Origin of the sequence: Pseudocitrobacter corydidari, from assembly GCF_021172065.1 — a bacterium.
Taxonomy (GTDB): domain Bacteria; phylum Pseudomonadota; class Gammaproteobacteria; order Enterobacterales; family Enterobacteriaceae; genus Pseudocitrobacter; species Pseudocitrobacter corydidari.
In genome coordinates this window covers 2,700,074-2,718,000 of sequence record NZ_CP087880.1, presented here as the reverse complement: position 1 = coordinate 2,718,000, position 17,927 = coordinate 2,700,074, and the positions used below count along the sequence as shown (strand labels likewise).

The following is a 17,927-nucleotide window of genomic DNA, read 5'->3' as shown; positions in this document are numbered from 1 at the left end:
TGATGCATTATATTAATGTTAATTGTTTTTTGATTATTTGTAAAAACATGCGATAAAGCAAAACGCTTTACCGCATGGGATAGTTTAACGTCAAAAACGCATGAAATTAGTGATGGGTCTGGTGGGGGAGTGCGTTGGCGCTGGATTGCCCGGCGGTCAGGGCTTCAATACTCTGTTCTTGCCACAGCAACCCCTGAAGCGCGAACCACGGCATATTATCAATCCAGGTCAGATGCTCCTGTGTTTCAATCCCTTCAACGATCACCTGATAATGGTTGGCGCTGAAGTAGTGCAGCAGCGAGGCCATCAACTGCTGTCCGTTTTTCTTTTCCCGCAGGTTCCACAGCAGATTTTTATCCATTTTAATAAAACGGAAAGACTGCATCGCCAGCGCGCCAAACCCGGCATAGCCCGCGCCAAAGTCATCGAGCCAGAACGAATATTTATCGCCCAGCGCCTCGATGGCCGGATTGCGTTTGACCAGCGTGCTGGAAAACTCGCTCACCTCGAAATGCAGGCAGCCGATGGTTTTTACGCAATCGGCAATAAAGTCATCGTTCAGTGTGTGCAGTGTGGCCTCGTCGACATTAATCGTGACCATCACGTCATTTTGCTGAAACCACCACTGATAGCTTTTCACCAGCGCAATTTGCTCCTGCAAAATGCGCGCGCGAAGCTCATCGGACGCGTCGCTAAAAAACTGTTCTACGGTGATGGCCGCGCTTCCCGGTTCCTGCGTAAACCGGGTTAAGCACTCAACGGCAATCATTTTGCCTGCACGGTCGAACATGGGCTGAAAAACATAGCGCAGTCCGGTTGGCTCGGCGGAGGTCAGCGACATTTTCGTGGAGTGTCCTCGTGTTATTTAAAGGTCACGTCAATATTAGCTGACGCGTTGAATTTGCCCACTTTCGGCGTTGTGCTGAGCCATTTCAGGCTGGCGAGGAAATTACTTTCGACAACGCTACCGTTCACATAGCCCAGCTCCGTTGGCGTGTTCATGCTAAGCCAGGTGTTCGGCGAGTCGGCGCGGGAAAGCAAAATCCCGAAACCGCTGTTCTTTTCCGGCAAAATCACCTGATTATCCTGCGTTGGGTAGGTGGTGCTGAAGTTCGCCATCAGCGTCTGTTTTTCGCAATCCTGCCCCTGTCCGGTCAGGTCGGCGCGAATGCTGAACGGCACCTGCTTCTCAATCTTGCCCACAACCGCATTACGCGCCGGAATAGCGCCAAAGTTTACCGTTTCGCCATTGTTGGCAGAGACGGTAATTTTTGGGCTACAGGAGATGAACCTGATATTGCCAAGCCCGGATACATAGGCACGGAAGTTACTGTTCGGCTGGTTGTTTAAGCCGCCTTCACCATCGACCTGAAAAGCGGCATATTTGCTCTGATCGTTGATCACGCCGTTGGCCGGCGGTGGGTTCCCCGTTGCTTTAATGTAGATAGCGTAGGTGGCTGTAATGGTCTGCGGCAGTGCAGGCGGTTTACACCGACCATTAGCCGACCGCTGGCATACCGTACCCGGACCAATATCGGTGCTCTTGATTTTTGTCGGATCGATATCCGTGCCAAGGAACGTTACGCCGACTTCCAGCGAGTTGTGGATGGCCGACATCTTAATGTCCGGATCCCACCACAGATAGGCATCTTCCCCCTGCGGGTGGTTGTTGGTATCGGTACATTTAAAGGTCGAGGTAAACGTTTGTGAGCGCCATAACACGGTGCCCGCCGTGAGATTGGCGGTAGAAACGTTGATCTGATGATCCAACGGAATTATCTGCTCGACGCTGCCGTCGCTGGCACGTTTACAGGTCAGCGCATAGCTGCTGGTGGAAAACAGCGCGGCGGACAAAATCAGCAGAAGCAGCCCGGTGCGCGGCGTGGGGGTAAAAATCCGCATGGTAAATATCCTTTAGTTCCGGTTACAGGTGAGAGAGACAACCTGGTAACCACCGGGTTGATCGCGGTCGACAGGAGGCAGTTCAGGTATCGGCATGGTGCAGGAGGCGCTGTCGTCGTCGCCCCATTTCACCCGCAGACGTTCGCCGCTTTCGATACCGGCAACATAGGCTTCGCCGCGCGTACCGACGACGCCAACGTTCACGCCCTGCTGGTTAAAGATATTGGCGCCAATCATTGGCGCAGAGCCGTCCGCCAGTTTGGCGTGAATCAACAGGCTGTGACCAAGATGCGTTTCAAACTCAACGCGGCCAATGGCACGCTGTGTCGGTACGATATCTTTGGCGGCCAGCGGAATTTCCATGCCATTACCAATATCGGAAGTACGCAGTGCGACGCGGTTGTGGCGATACGGCATTGCAGAGGTCAACACCGCATAGCCAAACCGGTCGATTGCCACCCCTGGCTGGTTTTCCAGGCGCACGCCCTGCGCGCCCGGCGCTTTCACCAGCACAAAGGTGTTTTGCAGTGGCTGCGACAGCGTTACGCCGCCGGAGTGCGCCACTACGCCACCAGAGACGTTGAGGGACGTCTGTTGATAGTTGTTGTTGTAGTTGTAGCCCAGCGCCACGTTACCCATGCTGCCCATGTAACCCAGGTTCGCCACGCTGGTATCGCCGCCATACTGGGAGTGACCGCTCTGGACGAAATAGTTCATGCGGTGGTCATCCAGCAGCGTGCCGCTCAGGCCTGCGCTGTAGCCATCGCCGCTCTGTTTGCTGTGCGAGGCGTTAAAGGAGGCGACGGTTTGGTTATCCTGGCTAAAGATGTTGAACGGAATTGATACGCTGACGTTCACGCTGTTATCGCTGTAGCCATAGTTACTGCGGCTGCTTTGATAGAACAGGCTGTAGTTCACCGAATGGAAGCTGGTGTTGATCCCGGTCTGGATGGTGCGGTCATACGACGAGGTGTTCCAGTAGTTCTGGCGAGTGAAGGTGGCATACAACGACGCCCCGGCCACGTGCTGGTTGACGGTCAGCTCGACACGCTGGCGTTTGTTGTTATAACGCATCGATTCATAATAGCGACGGCGCTGGCTCTGCGTCGCCCATGACGGCGCGCCGCTGTTATCGCCTTCCTGATCGTAATACTCCGTCTGGTAGAAGCCGTTTTTCCAGTTGGAACGTTCGGTCACCGCATCGGAGAAATCATAGAAGCCGGAGGTGGAGTAACGATAACCGGCAATCTGTAATTCGGTGCCCAGGGCGTTCAGCGATTTTGAATACAGGAAACGTACGCTGGCGCCGCGTTTGCTGTCGCCGGAGGCCAGATCGGTATCGGACCACGACGCATCGACAGACGCCGCGCCGTACTCGCCCATATTCTTACCGATGCCCAGCACGCCGGAGCGGTAGTTTTCCGCGACGATCATCCCGCCGTACGGGGTGATGTCCCATCCCGCGCCGTGAGAAATCGTACCCTGAATAAAGTTCGGTTCGTAATCCGTCGTACCGTCGTGATATTTCCCGGCGGTCACCTGATATTCCCAAATCCCTTCGCGCAGCATGTTCGGCACGGAAGAGTAGGGAAGCGTGAAGTTATGGCGCGTGCCGTCGGCCTCAATGACCGTGACGGCCAGGTCACCGCTCAGGGTACTGGGGTGAATGTCTGTCAGCGCGAATGGCCCTGGCGGCACGACGGTGCTGTAAACCGTATAGCCGTTCTGGCGAACTTCTACGCGGGCGTTACTGTTAGCGACACCGCGCACCACCGGTGCGTAGCCGCGACGGCTGTCCGGCAGCATTTCCGGCACGCTGGAAAGCTGTGCGCCACGGAACTGGAAGCTATCGAAAACGTTGTTATTGGTGTTGCTCTGACCAATTAATACGCGGCTACGCCACGGTACAATGTCTGTTTCCGCCCAACTGGATACAGAGTTCCACTGCGCATTTCGTCCGCTCTCTTTTGAGAGGGTTGAATTATTGCGAAAACGCCATGCGCCGATGTTGATGCCGTTATTCAGCGTCAGGAAGGAGTAATCGCTATCGCGCTTTGCACCGTTGCTGGTGTAGCGGGAATGGCTGCCGCTGTAGGCGTAGTTAGAGTAGGCAGCGTTGATCCCATCGTCATACACCAGGGGAGATATCATCCCCTGCGGGCGCGGTTCAAGCTCGGTTTGTGGCACGGAAATATCCAGTTCCTGTAGCGCCGCATTCCAGCTAACGCTGCTGCCGGGGATCCCTTTGACCAGATCGTAACACGCGCTGCTTCCTGCCGTTTCTGGCACCAGAACGCCATATTGACGGAAGCTGTCTGCATCTAAACAAAAATAGCCAGGGGAATTGGGTCCATCTTTTTTAAATTCAACGTCACGGTGATCGACGCGAATTTTGTTCAGATAAATATCAAAGGGATAGTGACCCGGCAGGATATCATCGCTGTTGGATAAACTCTGCACAAGCGAGGCATTGTCAGCCCCGTGAATAAAAGAGGTATTGAACTGTTCTTCCGCATTAACAAACGGCGTCGCCAACAATGGCATTGTTGATACGTAAACGGCGCAGCGAATCCGCTGCGCCAGACGTCCTGGTGTTGTCCTTATCTTATGGCTGGCCATTTTGCTGGTCCCTTATTGCAGGCGGATGTCTTTAATTTCCGTGTGTCCGCCAAAATCATTAATAAAGGTGAAAGAGAGCTGATCGGCGATAGAGGCGCCCGCCGGTAAGTTGATGCGCATTGAGTCCATCGGATTGACCATATCGGCATTCACTTTCCAGGTTTTGCTGGCGCCATTTTTCAGGGTCAGCGTGCCAAAAGTGATGTGTAGCGGGCCGTTATTGGTGACCACCAGCTGATTACCTTGTTTACGCCAGCTCAGCGCTTCCACTTCTTTTTGCAGGGTGGTTTTCAGCGTGGTTGGGCGATAAAAAAGTTTCACGCGAGTGCGAATGGCAATTTGCAGCACGTTCTCTTGTTTTGACGCAGGGGGAATTTCCTGAACGTTAATCCAGTACACGGTTTCACGGTCAGTCGGCAGACCTGCGCCGGAGTAAATGAAACGCAAAATAGCGTCTTTATTGCCCGCCAGTTTTAAAATCGGTGGGATTGCCTGCATCGGTAAATTCTTAGGCGTGGCGGATGAATCTCCGGTATCCAGCCAGGTCTGAACCATCCATGTTTCATCCGTATCGTTATGAATGGACAGCGCGGCGGATTTTTCATTGCCGTTATAAATCACACGCGTTTGATCGACCTGGATACCCGCAGATGCATCTAATGACGCCAGCAGTAATAAGGCTGCTACTATTTTTTTCATTTACCCGTTCCAGTTATATGTAATTAGCCATCCGTGGCTAACATCCGTTATCCGTAATTATTTGTATTCGATGGTGAAGGTTGCGCTGGCGTTTGCGGAACCGGCAGTCACTTTATCCAGGAAGGATTTGTAACGTGCTTTCAGGTTAAAGGTCGCGGTACCGCTGGCATCGCCAGTGGTGGCAACGTTAACCCATGGGGAGCTGGCATCGGCATCCTGGTTAATCGGGATGATTTTTTCGTCGTTAGTCAGAATTTCGATACCAACGCCGCCTGCCTGGTCAACGGACAGCAGGTTCGGGTTACCCGCAACAGACGGGCCATCGAAGCGCAGGGAGTAATCGCCCGCTTCGCATTTTTCCAGGTTGATGGTGAAGGCTTTAGAAGCGGTAACGTCGCCTTTGGTGGCAAATGCACTGGTAGGATATTTACCAATGAAGACGTCTTTATTCTGGTCGCCAGAGGTCACAGTACAGGTGGATTCGATAATTTCACCGGTAAAATTGACTTTACCATTTACTGCATAAGCATTCATTGCGGATGCGGAAATAATGAGAGCCGCAATCGGCAGCAATTTCTTATTCATTTTAACTCCATGTATTTTTTTGAAAAACGACATAAGTAGTCAGCACTGAAAGTGAATGCAGTGCAGCCAGGCATGCAACCAGCCAGTGCAGGCAAGTTGAGTGCGATGAAATTTACAGCAACACTTTGATTACAAGGATTGTTTTAATATTTTAATGGATTGTTATTGATAGGCAGAAACAGTTGATTAGAGCTCATATTTATGTCTTATCGGAAAAGCCCTGGATTATTCGTAAGTTAGGCTAAGTCATATCCTAAATGAGAATTGATTATATACCGGTGTTAATCAATTAAACCGAATGCATTGATAGATAAAAGCAATAAGAACAGGTTAGCAATTCTGATAAGATCATCCGCCATATAAATGAAAGACGCAGCTCTCTTTTTTAGCAAAAAGAGGCATATAGCGTTTACTCCGGCATATGTGTTTTTAAACAATAAATTTACGACTTAACAGCTAATTCACATATTGAGTACAGATAAACGTATTCTGTATTGATCTCGCCAGGCACTATTGCAAAAACTCAGCATATTTATGGAACTCAGCCATTTGAGGTTTGAGTGATATCTGCTTATTCAGCAGTTAGCTTATTGGCATACTTGCATTAACCCTGTCAGGGCGGTTAAGCGCAGTTTCCTCTGGTCAGAGAATTATGGACGAATCATACGTGAAGCAGGGTTTGTTTGAGAGCGTGGCGATTATTCGCGAGGCACTCAAAAAAGGATGTCTGGTTGATATTCATAGCAAAAATGCCGACGTGTTTTGCAAAATACAAAAACTGGATGCGTCCGGTTTCTACGTTCCGTGGGAGGGTGATGCGCCGGAAGCGGAAGAAAATCTTGAGGTCGAAATTTTTGCCGATACCGGCAAATTCGAATTTCACGCCGCCGCTTCCGCGTTTAACGCTCCCGGGGGCGAAAACTGGCTCTATATTCACTATCCCGATGCCATTAATGTGACGCAACGCCGCAAGCATCCTCGATTAACGTTTAGCGATCGTCGTGTTTACACCGCGCAGGGAAAATTTAACGATGGTCTCTATTACCAGTTTCGAATTAAAGATCTGTCGCCGGGTGGCTGCGCGCTGATTGCGGAAGATGGTGAACGCGCCCAGGCGCTAATCGGAACCACGCTGCGCAATATCGAGCTGGATTTTGGCAGCCACGGTACCCTTGCGGCAGACTTGTTTGTGCTGAGCAGTGAAAAAATGGCGGCCTCTGACGACGACGCGGCCCCTGCCTGGCATCTCTCCTGTCAGTTTAAGCGCATCAGTGAACCCATGCGGCGCAATCTCGACAGCATTGTGATCAAACTGCTGCTGGAAGAGAAGCGCCTGCATCGGTTGTAGCTGCACGTCTTCTCAGGCGGGCGGCTGTATACCTAAAAGGTATCGTTCCTTCCTTTATAAGGTATTGGTTTTCAATATAAAAATATCTTATAGATTCTCCCTCTGCGAAATAAAGAACCACAGATGGGGAAGGGGGAAGGGGAAATGCATAAAGCAGGCGATGAACTGATCAAGAGCGTGATTGATATCCGCTTTTCGGCGTTGCAGTGGCGGGTTATCGCTATCTGTTTTCTGGTGGCGCTGTTTGACGGCTTCGATACGCAGGCGGTGGCTTTTACCGGGCCTGCGATGATTGATGCCTTTGGCGTGGATGTCAAAAATCTGGCGCCGGTGCTGACGGCGGGTATTGTGGGCATGACGGTGGGCGCGATGCTGCTGGGTATGCTGGGCGACAGAGTGGGCCGACGCATTACGTTGATGGTCTGCGTGCTGATTTTCTCCGTCGCCACGCTGCTGACCGCATGGAGCGCTCATCTTGATACCATTTTCATTTTGCGCGTCATTGCCGGGTTTGGCATGGGCGGCGCGACGCCAGTGTTACTGTCCCTGGCGGCGGAATATTCTCCGCATCGCCATCGCGGGCTGGTCACGACCGGCGTGCTGCTGGCGCTTCCCGCAGGCGCCATGTCTGGCGGCCTGCTGGCGGCAGAAATGTTGCCGCGTTGGGGATGGCAGAGTATTTATCTGATCGGCGGCGTCGCGCCGCTGCTGTTGCTGGTGGTGATTTTCTGCCTGCTTCCCGATTCGCTGGAATCTCTTTACGCTCGCCGCAGCGCGCGCTCGCTGAAAAAAGCCAACGCCATTCTCAGCCGCATCGCCGGGCGTGAGGTGGTACTGCCTGATGCATCAACTCAGGATGCCGCCGTTCCCGCGCGACCTGTTTCCCGTCTTAGCCATCTGTTCCGCGGTTCCCTTCGCCTGACCACCATGGGCATCTGGAGCGTCTACTTCTTCAACTGGGTGGCGTGGTTTATGCTGCTATCGTGGTTGCCAACGCTGCTCAAGCAGGCCGGCCTTGCGCCCGCCGATGCGCCCTACGCCTCGGTGACGGTCAATGCCGCGTTTATTGCCTTTGCGCTGCCTTTGTCGTGGTTCCTGCCGCGTATCAACACGCTTAAAATCCTCTATCTGATGTTTGCCGTCGGTATCGCGGTTGCGCTGGCATTAAGCGTGGCCATACCTCAACAGCTTTGGCTGGCCTCATTCCTGCTTATCGCCTTCGCCGGGTTTGGCGTCGGCGGACAGCAGTTGGCGTTAAATTATCTGGTGGTCGCCACCTATCCCGCCGCCGTCCGCGCCACCGCGATGGGATGGGCGATTGGCATGGGGCGCATGGGCGCGATTGTGGGATCAGCCATCGGCGGGCTTGTGCTGAGCGGCGCAGGCACGGGGGGCTTCTTCCTGGTGCTGATTGTGCCGCTGGCGGTCTCTTTTGCCAGCCTGCTGCTGCTGCGTCGCCGTTATGTGCAGGCGACAGGCTTGCAGGATGAGATAGCGGTTCACTGATTGTTCGCGGGGCGCAGCAGATTTTTGCAGCGTTCAACCAGCGGATTGGCCTCATGTTTGCGATAGCTCAGGATGATGGGCGAGGTGACATGAGGCTCCTTCACGGCGACATAGCGCACGCCGTCATGGTTAATTTGCCTTGCCGATTCAGGGACCAGTGCGACGCCTATCCCTGCGGCGACCAGCGCAATGGCCGTTTGCATATCGTTCGTCTGCTGGCTTGGGTTGACACGCAGATGATGCTGTTCAAAAAGGCGCAGGGTGTGATCCGCATAGCCCGGGCGCGGTTGCGCAGGGTAGAGGATAAACGGCTGCTGACTCAGCTCGGCCAGGCTTATCGGGTTATCGTTTAGCGCAGCGTTGCCCGGCAGTGCGGCAACCAGCGGTTCCTCACGGATCGTTAACTGTTCAATCTCACTATCCTGCAGGTAAATTCGCCCAAAACCGACGTCAATCCGACCTTTCTTCAGCGCCTCAATTTGCCGCAGCGTAACCATCTCCTGCATCTCAACGGCAATATCATTTTCATCGTGAAGCCGCCGGATAAGTGACGGCAACGCCCCATAAAGCATGGACGGCGCAAACCCGATAATTAAGCGTGCGCGCGACGCATGGGCTATCTGTTGGGTTTGCTGCGCTATCTCTTCCAGCCGGTTAAAGAGCGGTTCGATTTGCTGATAAAGATAAACACCCGCTTCGGTCAGTGCCAGTGGGCGGGTACGCGTAATAAGCGTGACGTTCAGCTCTGATTCAAGCTGCTGGATCTGCCGGCTCAACGGCGGCTGCGCGATGTGAAGGTTTTCCGCCGCCCGCGAAAAACTCAGCGTGCGACACACTTCCTGGTAGTAGCGCAAATGGCGCAGTTCCATAAATTCTCCGCTTTGTGGTGTAGGGCCAGGGGCGCAGTAGGGTGGATCAAATGTAGCGCATTTGGGAGGGGAAACGAGCATTTCAGCGGTAGTATTTTATTAAGTGATATTGTTTCTAATTTCCCAGGGGATAATTTCCCGCGTAATTATATTTGTATAATTTTAAGTGTTTATCATTTGTTTACTATTTTATCTCATGATCATTTTGCGTTAATAAAATGTTCTATCAGGATTGTCTAATTTCGAATTTATACCTCAAATAAGCCAACTTGATCCTGTTTTTACATTTTGTTACATGTGCCTGCTATTCATTTCTGAATATTTCAATAACGTATAAATCGCTTCACAAAGAAGCACGTATGAATAGTCCTTTTGGGCGCTTTATACTCTTAAAACTAAATATAATGATGGTGGCTTAATATGAAAAAAATTCTCGCAGTCGTTATTCCTGCCATTCTGGCCGCAGGCGCAGCACACGCAGCAGAAATCTATAACAAAGACGGAAATAAACTCGATTTATATGGCAAGGTTGACGCTCGCCATATTTTCTCTGACGACAAAGGCGCTGATGGCGATAACACCTATGTTCGTTTCGGTTTCAAAGGGGAAACGCAGATCAATGACCAACTGACCGGTTACGGCCAGTGGGAATACAACATTCAGGGCAACAAAACGGAAGACGGCGCGGACACCGCAACCCGTCTGGCGTTTGCCGGCCTGAACGCGGGCGAATACGGCAGCTTCGATTATGGCCGTAACTACGGCGTTATCTACGACGTAGAAGCCTGGACCGATATGCTGCCGGTCTTCGGCGGTGATTCATACACCCAGACCGACGGTTTCATGACCGGTCGTGCGAATGGCCTTGCGACTTACCGTAACACCGGCTTCTTCGGCCTGGTTGACGGCCTGAACTTTGCCGTCCAGTACCAGGGCAAGAACGGTGGCAGCGGCGAAACTAACAACGGTCGCGATAACGTGCTGAAGCAGAACGGCGAAGGTTGGGGCGGTTCCGTGTCTTACGAATTCGCTGAAGGCTTCGCGGCTTCTGCGGCGTACTCCGGTTCTAAGCGTACTGACCAGCAGCAGACGCGTACTGATAACACGGCTGAACACGCGGAAGCCTGGGCGGGTGGTCTGAAATATGACGCGAACAACCTGTACCTGGCGGCGACCTATGCGGAAACTCGTAACATGACCGGCGGTTCGTATAACACCAAAACCATCGCGTTCGATAAAACTAAAAACATTGAACTGGTTGCTCAGTATCAGTTTGATTTTGGTCTGCGTCCGTCCCTCGCTTATCTGCAATCTCGCGGCGACCATAATGGTTCCGGCGATATGGATATCGTGAAATATATCGAAGTGGGCGCGAACTACTACTTCAACAAAAACATGGCCGTCTACGCAGATTATAAAATCAACCTGCTCGACAGCGATAATGCCAATGTTCAGCGTCAGGGTCTGAATACGGATAACCAGGTTGGTATTGGCGCTGTTTACCAGTTCTGATTAGCCTGAATACGCCAGCCTTTACCCTGGCGTAAGCTTTACCACCCTCTCTATGCCTGTTATTTGCCGGATGGCATTCCGCTATCCGGCAAATACTTTTAGCCTTTTTCCTGCTGTCTTTATCTCTGTCATTCAATTATTATTGCGCGTCGAAAAAGTGCGCTGCGCAGGAATGAGTGAGATTTTGCTGAAGACTATCCCATTACCGTTAACCCTTCTGATGGGCATGTTCCTGACAGGTTGTCACTCCTCACTTTCCAGTAATCCAGTTGATACGCTGGATACCAATACTTCGCTGCATACGCTCTGCGACACCCCCTTAAATCAGCAAATAGCACAGCTCTCCCGCGACCATTTTGCCCGCCAGCGTTCCACCGCGCTGGTGATTGGCGTGATTTCACACAATCAGCCGCCACAGCTCTTTAGCTACGGTTTTACTGATTCAGATAAACGTGTGCCGGTAACCGGCGATACGCTTTTCGCTGTGGGCTCGGTTACCAAAGGCGTGACCGCTGAAATTGCCGCCTTACAGGTGCAGGAAAATAAGCTGGCGTGGAGCTCTACGCTTCGCGAATTATTGCCTTCTGAGAAAGACCTTAGCCCTGACGCGCAAAGAATTACCGTCGAGCAGCTTGCCAGCCATACGGCGGGTCTGCCAAGACAGGCTTATGATTTACCGATGTTAGGTAAACTGGTGCGCTATGTTTTTACCGGCGAACCGTTTTACGATGACCTGGATCGCGGCGAGTATCAGGATTATCTCAGCACCTTCCGTGCGCCGGATAACGTTCAGGTGAATTATTCCAATCTGGGTTACGCCATTTTAGACAGCGCGCTGGAACAAAATGCCTCGCGAACGATTCCCGACATGGCGCAGCAGGACATTTTCACTCCACTAAAAATGACGCATACGGGCTATGCGCCAGAAAAACTCCCCGGCTATATTCTGCGTGCGCGCGGGCAGGCGGGGGATCAGCCAAAATTCGTCGCCCGTGGCGAAGTGGTGCCGGAGTGGCGCTTCAGCCATGATATGGTTGGCGCGGCGTCAATGTGGTCGACGGGAAATGACCTGCTGCGTTATTTGCAGGCGCACCTCTCCGGTACGGGTAACGCACAGCTGGACCGCGCCTTTGCTGATGCCATGACCCTGCGTCGCTTCCAGAGCGATGATGACGCGGCGGCCCTGGGCTGGTTGGGCTATTCCGCCTATGGGCAAACGCTGCTCTATCAATCTGGTTTTATTGGTGGCTACAGCAGCTATATCGGCCTGGATAAACGCCACGGCAACGCCATCGTGGTGCTGCAAAACAGTTTTAACTGGCAGAACGACATTGGCCATCGCCTGTTGTTGCGCATGGCGGTCGCCAGCGAGCATCCCCGGATTTGTACCGCGCAGTAACTTGTTTAGACCTGGTTTAGCCCGCCTCTGTAACAATCCCTGTAGTAAAAATGGACGACTTCCTTCACGGAATTTGAAGGAAGACTACAAGGGAAATTTATGCCAAAAACCATCCGCCACGCCGTTCTCAGCTGTGTGCTGATTGCCTGCTCGTTGAGCCCCGCGTTCGCCTCGGCCATTGCCGTTCGCGTTTCCACCGTTGAAAACGTCAGCCATGCCGCCGAGCGCCAGATTCCGGGCCGTATCGAAGCGATTCACACCGTTGAGCTGCGCGCACGCATTGAGGGCGCGATTCACACCATTCATTTCCATGACGGCCAGTATGTGAAGCAGGGCGACCTGCTGTTCGAACTGGATGACGCGGAGCATCAGGCGGCATTGCGCCTGGCGCAGGCGGAGCTGAACAGCGCGCAAGCCACGTTACGTCAGGCCCAGCAGGTGCTCAACCGCTATCAAAGCCTGAAAAGCAGCGACGCCATTAGCCGTAATGATGTGGATAATGCCCGCATGCAGCGCGATGTCGCCAGCGCCGCCGTCGCACAGGCCAGCGCGCGTGTGGAGGCACGGAAGGTCACATTGGGCTATACGCGCATTACCTCCCCGGTAAATGGCCGTATCGGTCACACGCAATTTCATGTCGGCAGCCTGGTGAGCCCTTCCAGCGGTACGCTGGTTGACGTGGTGCAGCTCGACCCTATTCGCATCGCGTTCGCGCTGGAAGAGCAGGTCTTCGCCAGCAAAGTTGATCGTCATGCGGACGTTGGCGCGCTGAAAAAAGCGTGGCTGGCGCAGATTGAGGTGGGCGATGTGCGCGAAGACGGCGTGCTGACGTCAGTGGATAATCGCATTGACCCGCGTACCGCCAGCGTCACGCTGCGCGCGGAATTTGCCAATCCACGTCATCGCCTGCTGCCGGGCGGCAGTATTAACGTCTGGCTGCGTCCGCAGGAGGCGCAGCAGGTGGTCACGCTGCCGGCCGCCGCGGTCATGCAGAACGGCGACGGGTTCTACACCTGGGTTATCTTAAAGGACAATACCGCTGAGAAACGCCCGCTGAAATTAGCCGGGCAAATTGGGCAGGCTTATCAGGTGCTGGAAGGCGTGAAAGCCGGTGAGCGCGTGGTGGTCGAGGGCGTGCAGCGCGTGCAAAACGGCGCTGCGGTCCAGGTGCTGAATTAAGGAGCCGCTATGCTGACTTTCTTTATTAAGCGCCCCCGCTTCGCAATGGTGATTGCGCTGGTGATTACCCTGCTGGGCGCGATTGCCCTGAAGATCATTCCGGTTGAGCAGTATCCGCAAATCACGCCGCCGGTGGTTAACGTCAGCGCCAGCTGGCCGGGTGCCAGCGCGACCGACGTAGCAGAAGCTATCGCCACGCCGCTGGAAACTCAACTAAATGGCGTCGATCATATGCTTTATATGGAATCGACCAGTTCTGATGAAGGCAGCTACAGCCTTAGCATCACCTTTGCTGCCGGAACCGATCCCGATCTCGCGGCGATTGACGTACAAAACCGCGTCTCGCAGGCGCTGGCGCAGCTTCCCGCCGAGGCGCAGCAGAATGGCGTCCAGGTGCGTAAGCGGGCGACCAATCTGATGATGGGCGTGAGTTTATATTCACCGAATCAATCTCACTCGCCAGAGTTTGTCAGCAACTATGCCAGTACCCAGGTACGTGAAGCGCTGGCGCGTTTGCCGGGTGTTGGACAAGTGCAGATGTTCGGCGCCAGGGATTACAGCATGCGTATCTGGCTGCGTCCGGATCGCATGAACGCGCTTAATATTACGACCGATGATATTTCGCAGGCGCTGCGTGAGCAGAACGTGCAGGGTGCTGCCGGGCAAATTGGTACGCCCCCGGTCTATAACGGTCAGCAGCAGACCTTGACCATCAAAGGGCTGGGGCGACTTAATGAGGTTGAAGCGTTTCGCCATATCATTGTGCGTACCGGCGAAAACGGCCAGCGCGTGCGGCTGGAAGATGTAGCAACCATCGAACTGGGCGCGCGCAACTATAACGCAGGCGCGCAGCTGAATGGCCACGATTCTGCCTATCTCGGTATTTACCCTACGCCGTCGGCGAATGCGCTTAACGTAGCGGAAAGCGTGCGTGCCGAGCTGGAACGGCTGGGCGCGCGTTTCCCGGCGGATTTAACCTATGAAGTGAAATTCGATACCACCCGTTTTGTCGCGGCGACGATAAAAGAGATTGGGGTATCGCTGGCGCTCACGCTGCTGGCGGTTGTGGTCGTGGTTTCGCTGTTTCTGCAAAGCTGGCGGGCGACATTCATTGTTGCACTGGCGATCCCTGTATCGCTGGTGGGGACCTTTGCGGTTCTTTATCTGCTGGGGTATACCGCCAATACATTGAGTCTATTCGCGATTATCCTGGCGCTGACCATGGTCGTGGACGATGCCATTGTGGTTGTCGAAAATGTGGAATCGCTTATGGCAGAAGGCATGAATCGCCGGGACGCCACGGCGAAAGCGTTGCAGCAAATCGCCGGGCCAGTGATCGCCACGTCGCTGGTATTGCTGGCGGTGTTTGTGCCGGTAGCCTTGCTGCCGGGGATCGTTGGCGAACTGTATCGTCAGTTTGCCGTTACGCTGTCGGCGGCGGTGGTGTTGTCGAGCCTGGTGGCGTTGACGCTCACGCCCGCCCTGTGCGCATTATTGCTTCGCCCGCGCGCTGAGCGTCCGGCGCTGATATTCCGTGGGTTTAATCGTGGGCTGGAAGCCACGCGCCGCGTTTATGTTCGGTTGGTGGGGCTGTTCAATCTGCGCCCGCTGCTGGCATTGCTGGCGATAGGCGTTGCGGCGGCGGTCACTGCGTTTTGTTTCAGCAGCATGCCGAAAGGTTTTCTGCCGCAGGAAGATCAGGGCTACTTCTTTGCCAGCGTGCAGTTACCGGATTCCGCATCGCTTGAGCGCACGGAAGCCGTGATGGCGCAGGCACGTCAGATTATCGCCGCGAACCCGGCGGTGAGTGACGTTATTCAGGTTTCTGGTTTTAATATTCTCAATGGCACCACCGCATCGAGTGGCGGGTTTATGTCCGTCATGCTGAAAGAGTGGCACGAGCGCGCGCCGCTGGAGGCGGTGATGGCGTCGCTTCAGCAGCAGCTTTTTGCGCTACCGGAAGCGACCATTATGACCTTCGCACCCGCCACGTTGCCGGGGTTGGGTAATGCATCCGGTTTCGACTTGCGTATTCAGGCGCAGGCCGGACAGTCGCCGGATGAACTGGAGAAAGTGACTCAGCAGGTGCTGCGCAAAGCTAATCAGCATGCGCAACTAAACCGGGTCTTCACCACCTGGAGCAGCAACGTGCCGCAGTTGACGCTCACCGTTGACCGCGAGCGCGCGGCGCAGCTGGATGTCCCGGTCTCGCAAATCTTTAATAGCCTGCAAACGGCTTTCGGCGGCACTCGCGCCGGGGATTTCACTATCAACAACCGTTCGTATCACGTGGTGATGCAAAACGAAATGCAGTGGCGTGAACGCGCCGAGCAAATCAGCGAGCTCTACGTTCGCAGCACCGGCGGCGATCGCGTGCGCCTGAGCAACCTCGTGACCATCACGCCAACCGTCGGCGCGCCATTCCTGCAACAGTACAACCAGTTTCCATCGGTGTCGGTGAGCGGATCGGCAGCGGCGGGCGTCAGCAGCAGCACCGCCATGACCGCGATGGCGCAGATTCTGGAAGAATCGCTGCCGGAAGGTTACAGCTACGCCTGGAGCGGCATTTCCTATCAGGAGCAGCAGACGGGAAATCAGGCCATCTGGATTGTGCTGGCGGCGGTGGTGATGGCATGGCTGTTCCTCGTCGCGCAGTACGAAAGCTGGACGCTGCCAGTAAGCGTGATGCTCTCGGTGCTGGTCGCTATCGGTGGTGCGCTCACCTGGTTGTGGATTGCCGGGTACGCCAACGACGTTTATGTGCAGATTGGTCTGGTATTGTTAATCGCTCTGGCGGCGAAAAACGCCATTCTGATCGTCGAGTTTGCCCGTACGCGGCGGGAAGAGGGGATGTCGATTGTGGATGCCGCGCGCGAAGGCGCGTCACGCCGCTTCCGTGCCGTGATGATGACGGCCGTCTCGTTCATTATTGGCGTCACGCCGATGGTGCTGGCGACGGGGGCCGGAGCGCAAAGCCGCCGCATCATTGGTACCACCGTGTTCAGCGGCATGCTGGTGGCGACGGTGGTGGGAATTGTGTTTATCCCTGCGCTGTATGTGCTGTTCCAGCGTTTACGCGAGTGGGCGCACGGGAAGGCGGCATAACCGGTTTGGCCCGGTCAGCGGAGACCGGGCCGCGCGGTTTATTTCCCCACGCGCGCCTGTAAGGCCGCTGGATAACGCTCACCCACGATGCGCACGGTTTCCAGCGCCTGGGTGATTTTTTGCAAATCGTCTGGTGCGAGGACCACTTCTGCAGCCCCCAGGTTTTCCTCCAGACGATGCAGTTTGGTGGTGCCGGGAATCGGCACGATCCACGGTTTTTGCGCCAGCAGCCAGGCGAGGGCGATTTGTGCAGGCGTCACGTTTTGCGCTTTGGACAACTCACCGATAAGCCGTACCAGTTGCTCGTTCGCTTCACGCGCCTCGGCGGCAAAACGCGGCACTTTGCTGCGGAAATCGTCATCGCCGAAGGTGGTATTGGCGGTGATTGCGCCGGTCAAAAAGCCTTTGCCCAACGGGCTAAACGGCACAAAACCAATCCCCAGTTCTTCCAGTAGCGGTAGAATCGCCTGTTCCGGCTCGCGCCACCACATGGAATATTCACTTTGCAGCGCGGCGACAGGCTGCACCGCATGCGCGCGGCGAATCGTCTCGACACCCGCTTCGGACAGACCAAAGTGTTTTACTTTGCCTTCGGCAATCAAATCTTTCACTACGCCAGCGACATCTTCAATCGGCATTTCCGGGTCAACACGGTGCTGGTAGAGCAGGTCGATAACATCGGTTTTCAGCCGTTTGAGCGAACCTTCAACGGCAATGCGGATGTGTTCCGGGCGGCTGTTGAGGATCTGCTGTTTGTTATCGTCGCCAAAGGTGAAGCCGAATTTGGTGGCGATGACCACCTGGTCGCGAAACGGGACCAACGCTTCGCCCACCACTTCTTCATTAATATACGGGCCGTAAACTTCTGCGGTATCGAAGAAGGTAACGCCGCGTGAGACGGCGGCGCGAATCAGCTCAATCGCCTGTTTACGATCGGTCGCCGGGCCATAGCCGAAGCTGAGCCCCATGCAGCCGAGACCAAGGGCGGAGACTTCCAGCCCTGACTTGCCAAGTATGCGTTTGTTCATGATTGCGCTCCTGAGAGGGAATTTGTTGTGGGAAGAAGCATAGCGCAACGGGATTCATGTGATTAGACAGGGTTAATCGCTAGAGTTTATGAATCTGGATCATAAATCGCGCAATCAGGCATATCGCGCGCGATTGACCCATGACAAGGCAGCGCTGTTCGTCTGCTCCGTATAAT

General features: G+C 54.3%; 13 protein-coding genes. 6 read left to right on the top strand and 7 right to left on the bottom strand.

Features of this window, described 5'->3' with window-relative positions:
• Positions 1-106: 106 nt before the first annotated feature.
• From G163CM_RS12605 to G163CM_RS12585, 5 genes are read right to left on the bottom strand one after another with little or no spacing between them, the layout of a single operon-like run.
• Positions 107-841, bottom strand: a complete 735-nt coding sequence (locus G163CM_RS12605) for an EAL domain-containing protein (protein WP_231825184.1) — start codon at positions 839-841, stop codon at positions 107-109.
• Positions 842-861: 20 nt separating this feature from the next.
• Complete coding sequence (locus G163CM_RS12600; protein ID WP_231825183.1) at positions 862-1,902, bottom strand: fimbrial protein; 1,041 nt, start codon at positions 1,900-1,902, stop codon at positions 862-864.
• Between the two features lie 12 nt (positions 1,903-1,914).
• Positions 1,915-4,521, bottom strand: coding sequence for a fimbria/pilus outer membrane usher protein (locus G163CM_RS12595; protein WP_420851081.1), 2,607 nt, complete (start codon positions 4,519-4,521; stop codon positions 1,915-1,917).
• 12 nt (positions 4,522-4,533) lie between these two features.
• Positions 4,534-5,220 (bottom strand): fimbrial biogenesis chaperone, encoded by a 687-nt coding sequence (locus G163CM_RS12590; RefSeq protein WP_149463567.1) that lies wholly within the window; start codon positions 5,218-5,220, stop codon positions 4,534-4,536.
• A gap of 57 nt (positions 5,221-5,277) precedes the next feature.
• On the bottom strand, positions 5,278-5,805 hold the full coding sequence (locus G163CM_RS12585; RefSeq protein ID WP_231825182.1) for a fimbrial protein: 528 nt from the start codon (positions 5,803-5,805) through the stop codon (positions 5,278-5,280).
• Between the two features lie 652 nt (positions 5,806-6,457).
• On the opposite strand from G163CM_RS12585, the gene G163CM_RS12580 reads away from it, so the two are divergent.
• Positions 6,458-7,153: a flagellar brake protein gene (locus G163CM_RS12580; protein WP_231825181.1), complete on the top strand. Its 696-nt coding sequence runs from the start codon at positions 6,458-6,460 to the stop codon at positions 7,151-7,153.
• A gap of 144 nt (positions 7,154-7,297) precedes the next feature.
• The gene (locus G163CM_RS12575; RefSeq protein ID WP_231825180.1) at positions 7,298-8,659 is read left to right on the top strand and encodes an MFS transporter; all 1,362 of its coding nucleotides are present in this window, start codon (positions 7,298-7,300) and stop codon (positions 8,657-8,659) included.
• Here the strand turns inward: G163CM_RS12575 and G163CM_RS12570 are convergent.
• The gene (locus tag G163CM_RS12570; protein ID WP_231825179.1) at positions 8,653-9,528 is read right to left on the bottom strand and encodes a LysR family transcriptional regulator; all 876 of its coding nucleotides are present in this window, start codon (positions 9,526-9,528) and stop codon (positions 8,653-8,655) included. The two genes, G163CM_RS12575 and G163CM_RS12570, sit on opposite strands and share 7 nt — an antisense overlap.
• A 420-nt stretch (positions 9,529-9,948) precedes the next feature.
• On the opposite strand from G163CM_RS12570, the gene ompC reads away from it, so the two are divergent.
• From ompC to G163CM_RS12550, 4 genes are all read left to right on the top strand, one after another.
• Positions 9,949-11,040 carry a porin OmpC gene (ompC, locus tag G163CM_RS12565; protein WP_231825178.1) on the top strand — a complete coding sequence of 364 codons (1,092 nt, stop codon included), beginning with the start codon at positions 9,949-9,951 and terminating at the stop codon, positions 11,038-11,040.
• Between the two features lie 172 nt (positions 11,041-11,212).
• Entirely contained in the window at positions 11,213-12,439 is a 1,227-nt protein-coding gene (locus tag G163CM_RS12560) for a serine hydrolase domain-containing protein (RefSeq protein ID WP_231825177.1), read from the top strand.
• A gap of 99 nt (positions 12,440-12,538) precedes the next feature.
• Complete coding sequence (locus G163CM_RS12555; RefSeq protein ID WP_231825176.1) at positions 12,539-13,618, top strand: efflux RND transporter periplasmic adaptor subunit; 1,080 nt, start codon at positions 12,539-12,541, stop codon at positions 13,616-13,618.
• 9 nt (positions 13,619-13,627) lie between these two features.
• Positions 13,628-16,723 (top strand): efflux RND transporter permease subunit, encoded by a 3,096-nt coding sequence (locus G163CM_RS12550; RefSeq protein ID WP_231825175.1) that lies wholly within the window; start codon positions 13,628-13,630, stop codon positions 16,721-16,723.
• 38 nt (positions 16,724-16,761) lie between these two features.
• Here G163CM_RS12550 and G163CM_RS12545 read toward each other — a convergent pair whose 3' ends face one another.
• Complete coding sequence (locus G163CM_RS12545) at positions 16,762-17,751, bottom strand: aldo/keto reductase (RefSeq protein WP_231825174.1); 990 nt, start codon at positions 17,749-17,751, stop codon at positions 16,762-16,764.
• Positions 17,752-17,927 lie beyond the last annotated feature (176 nt).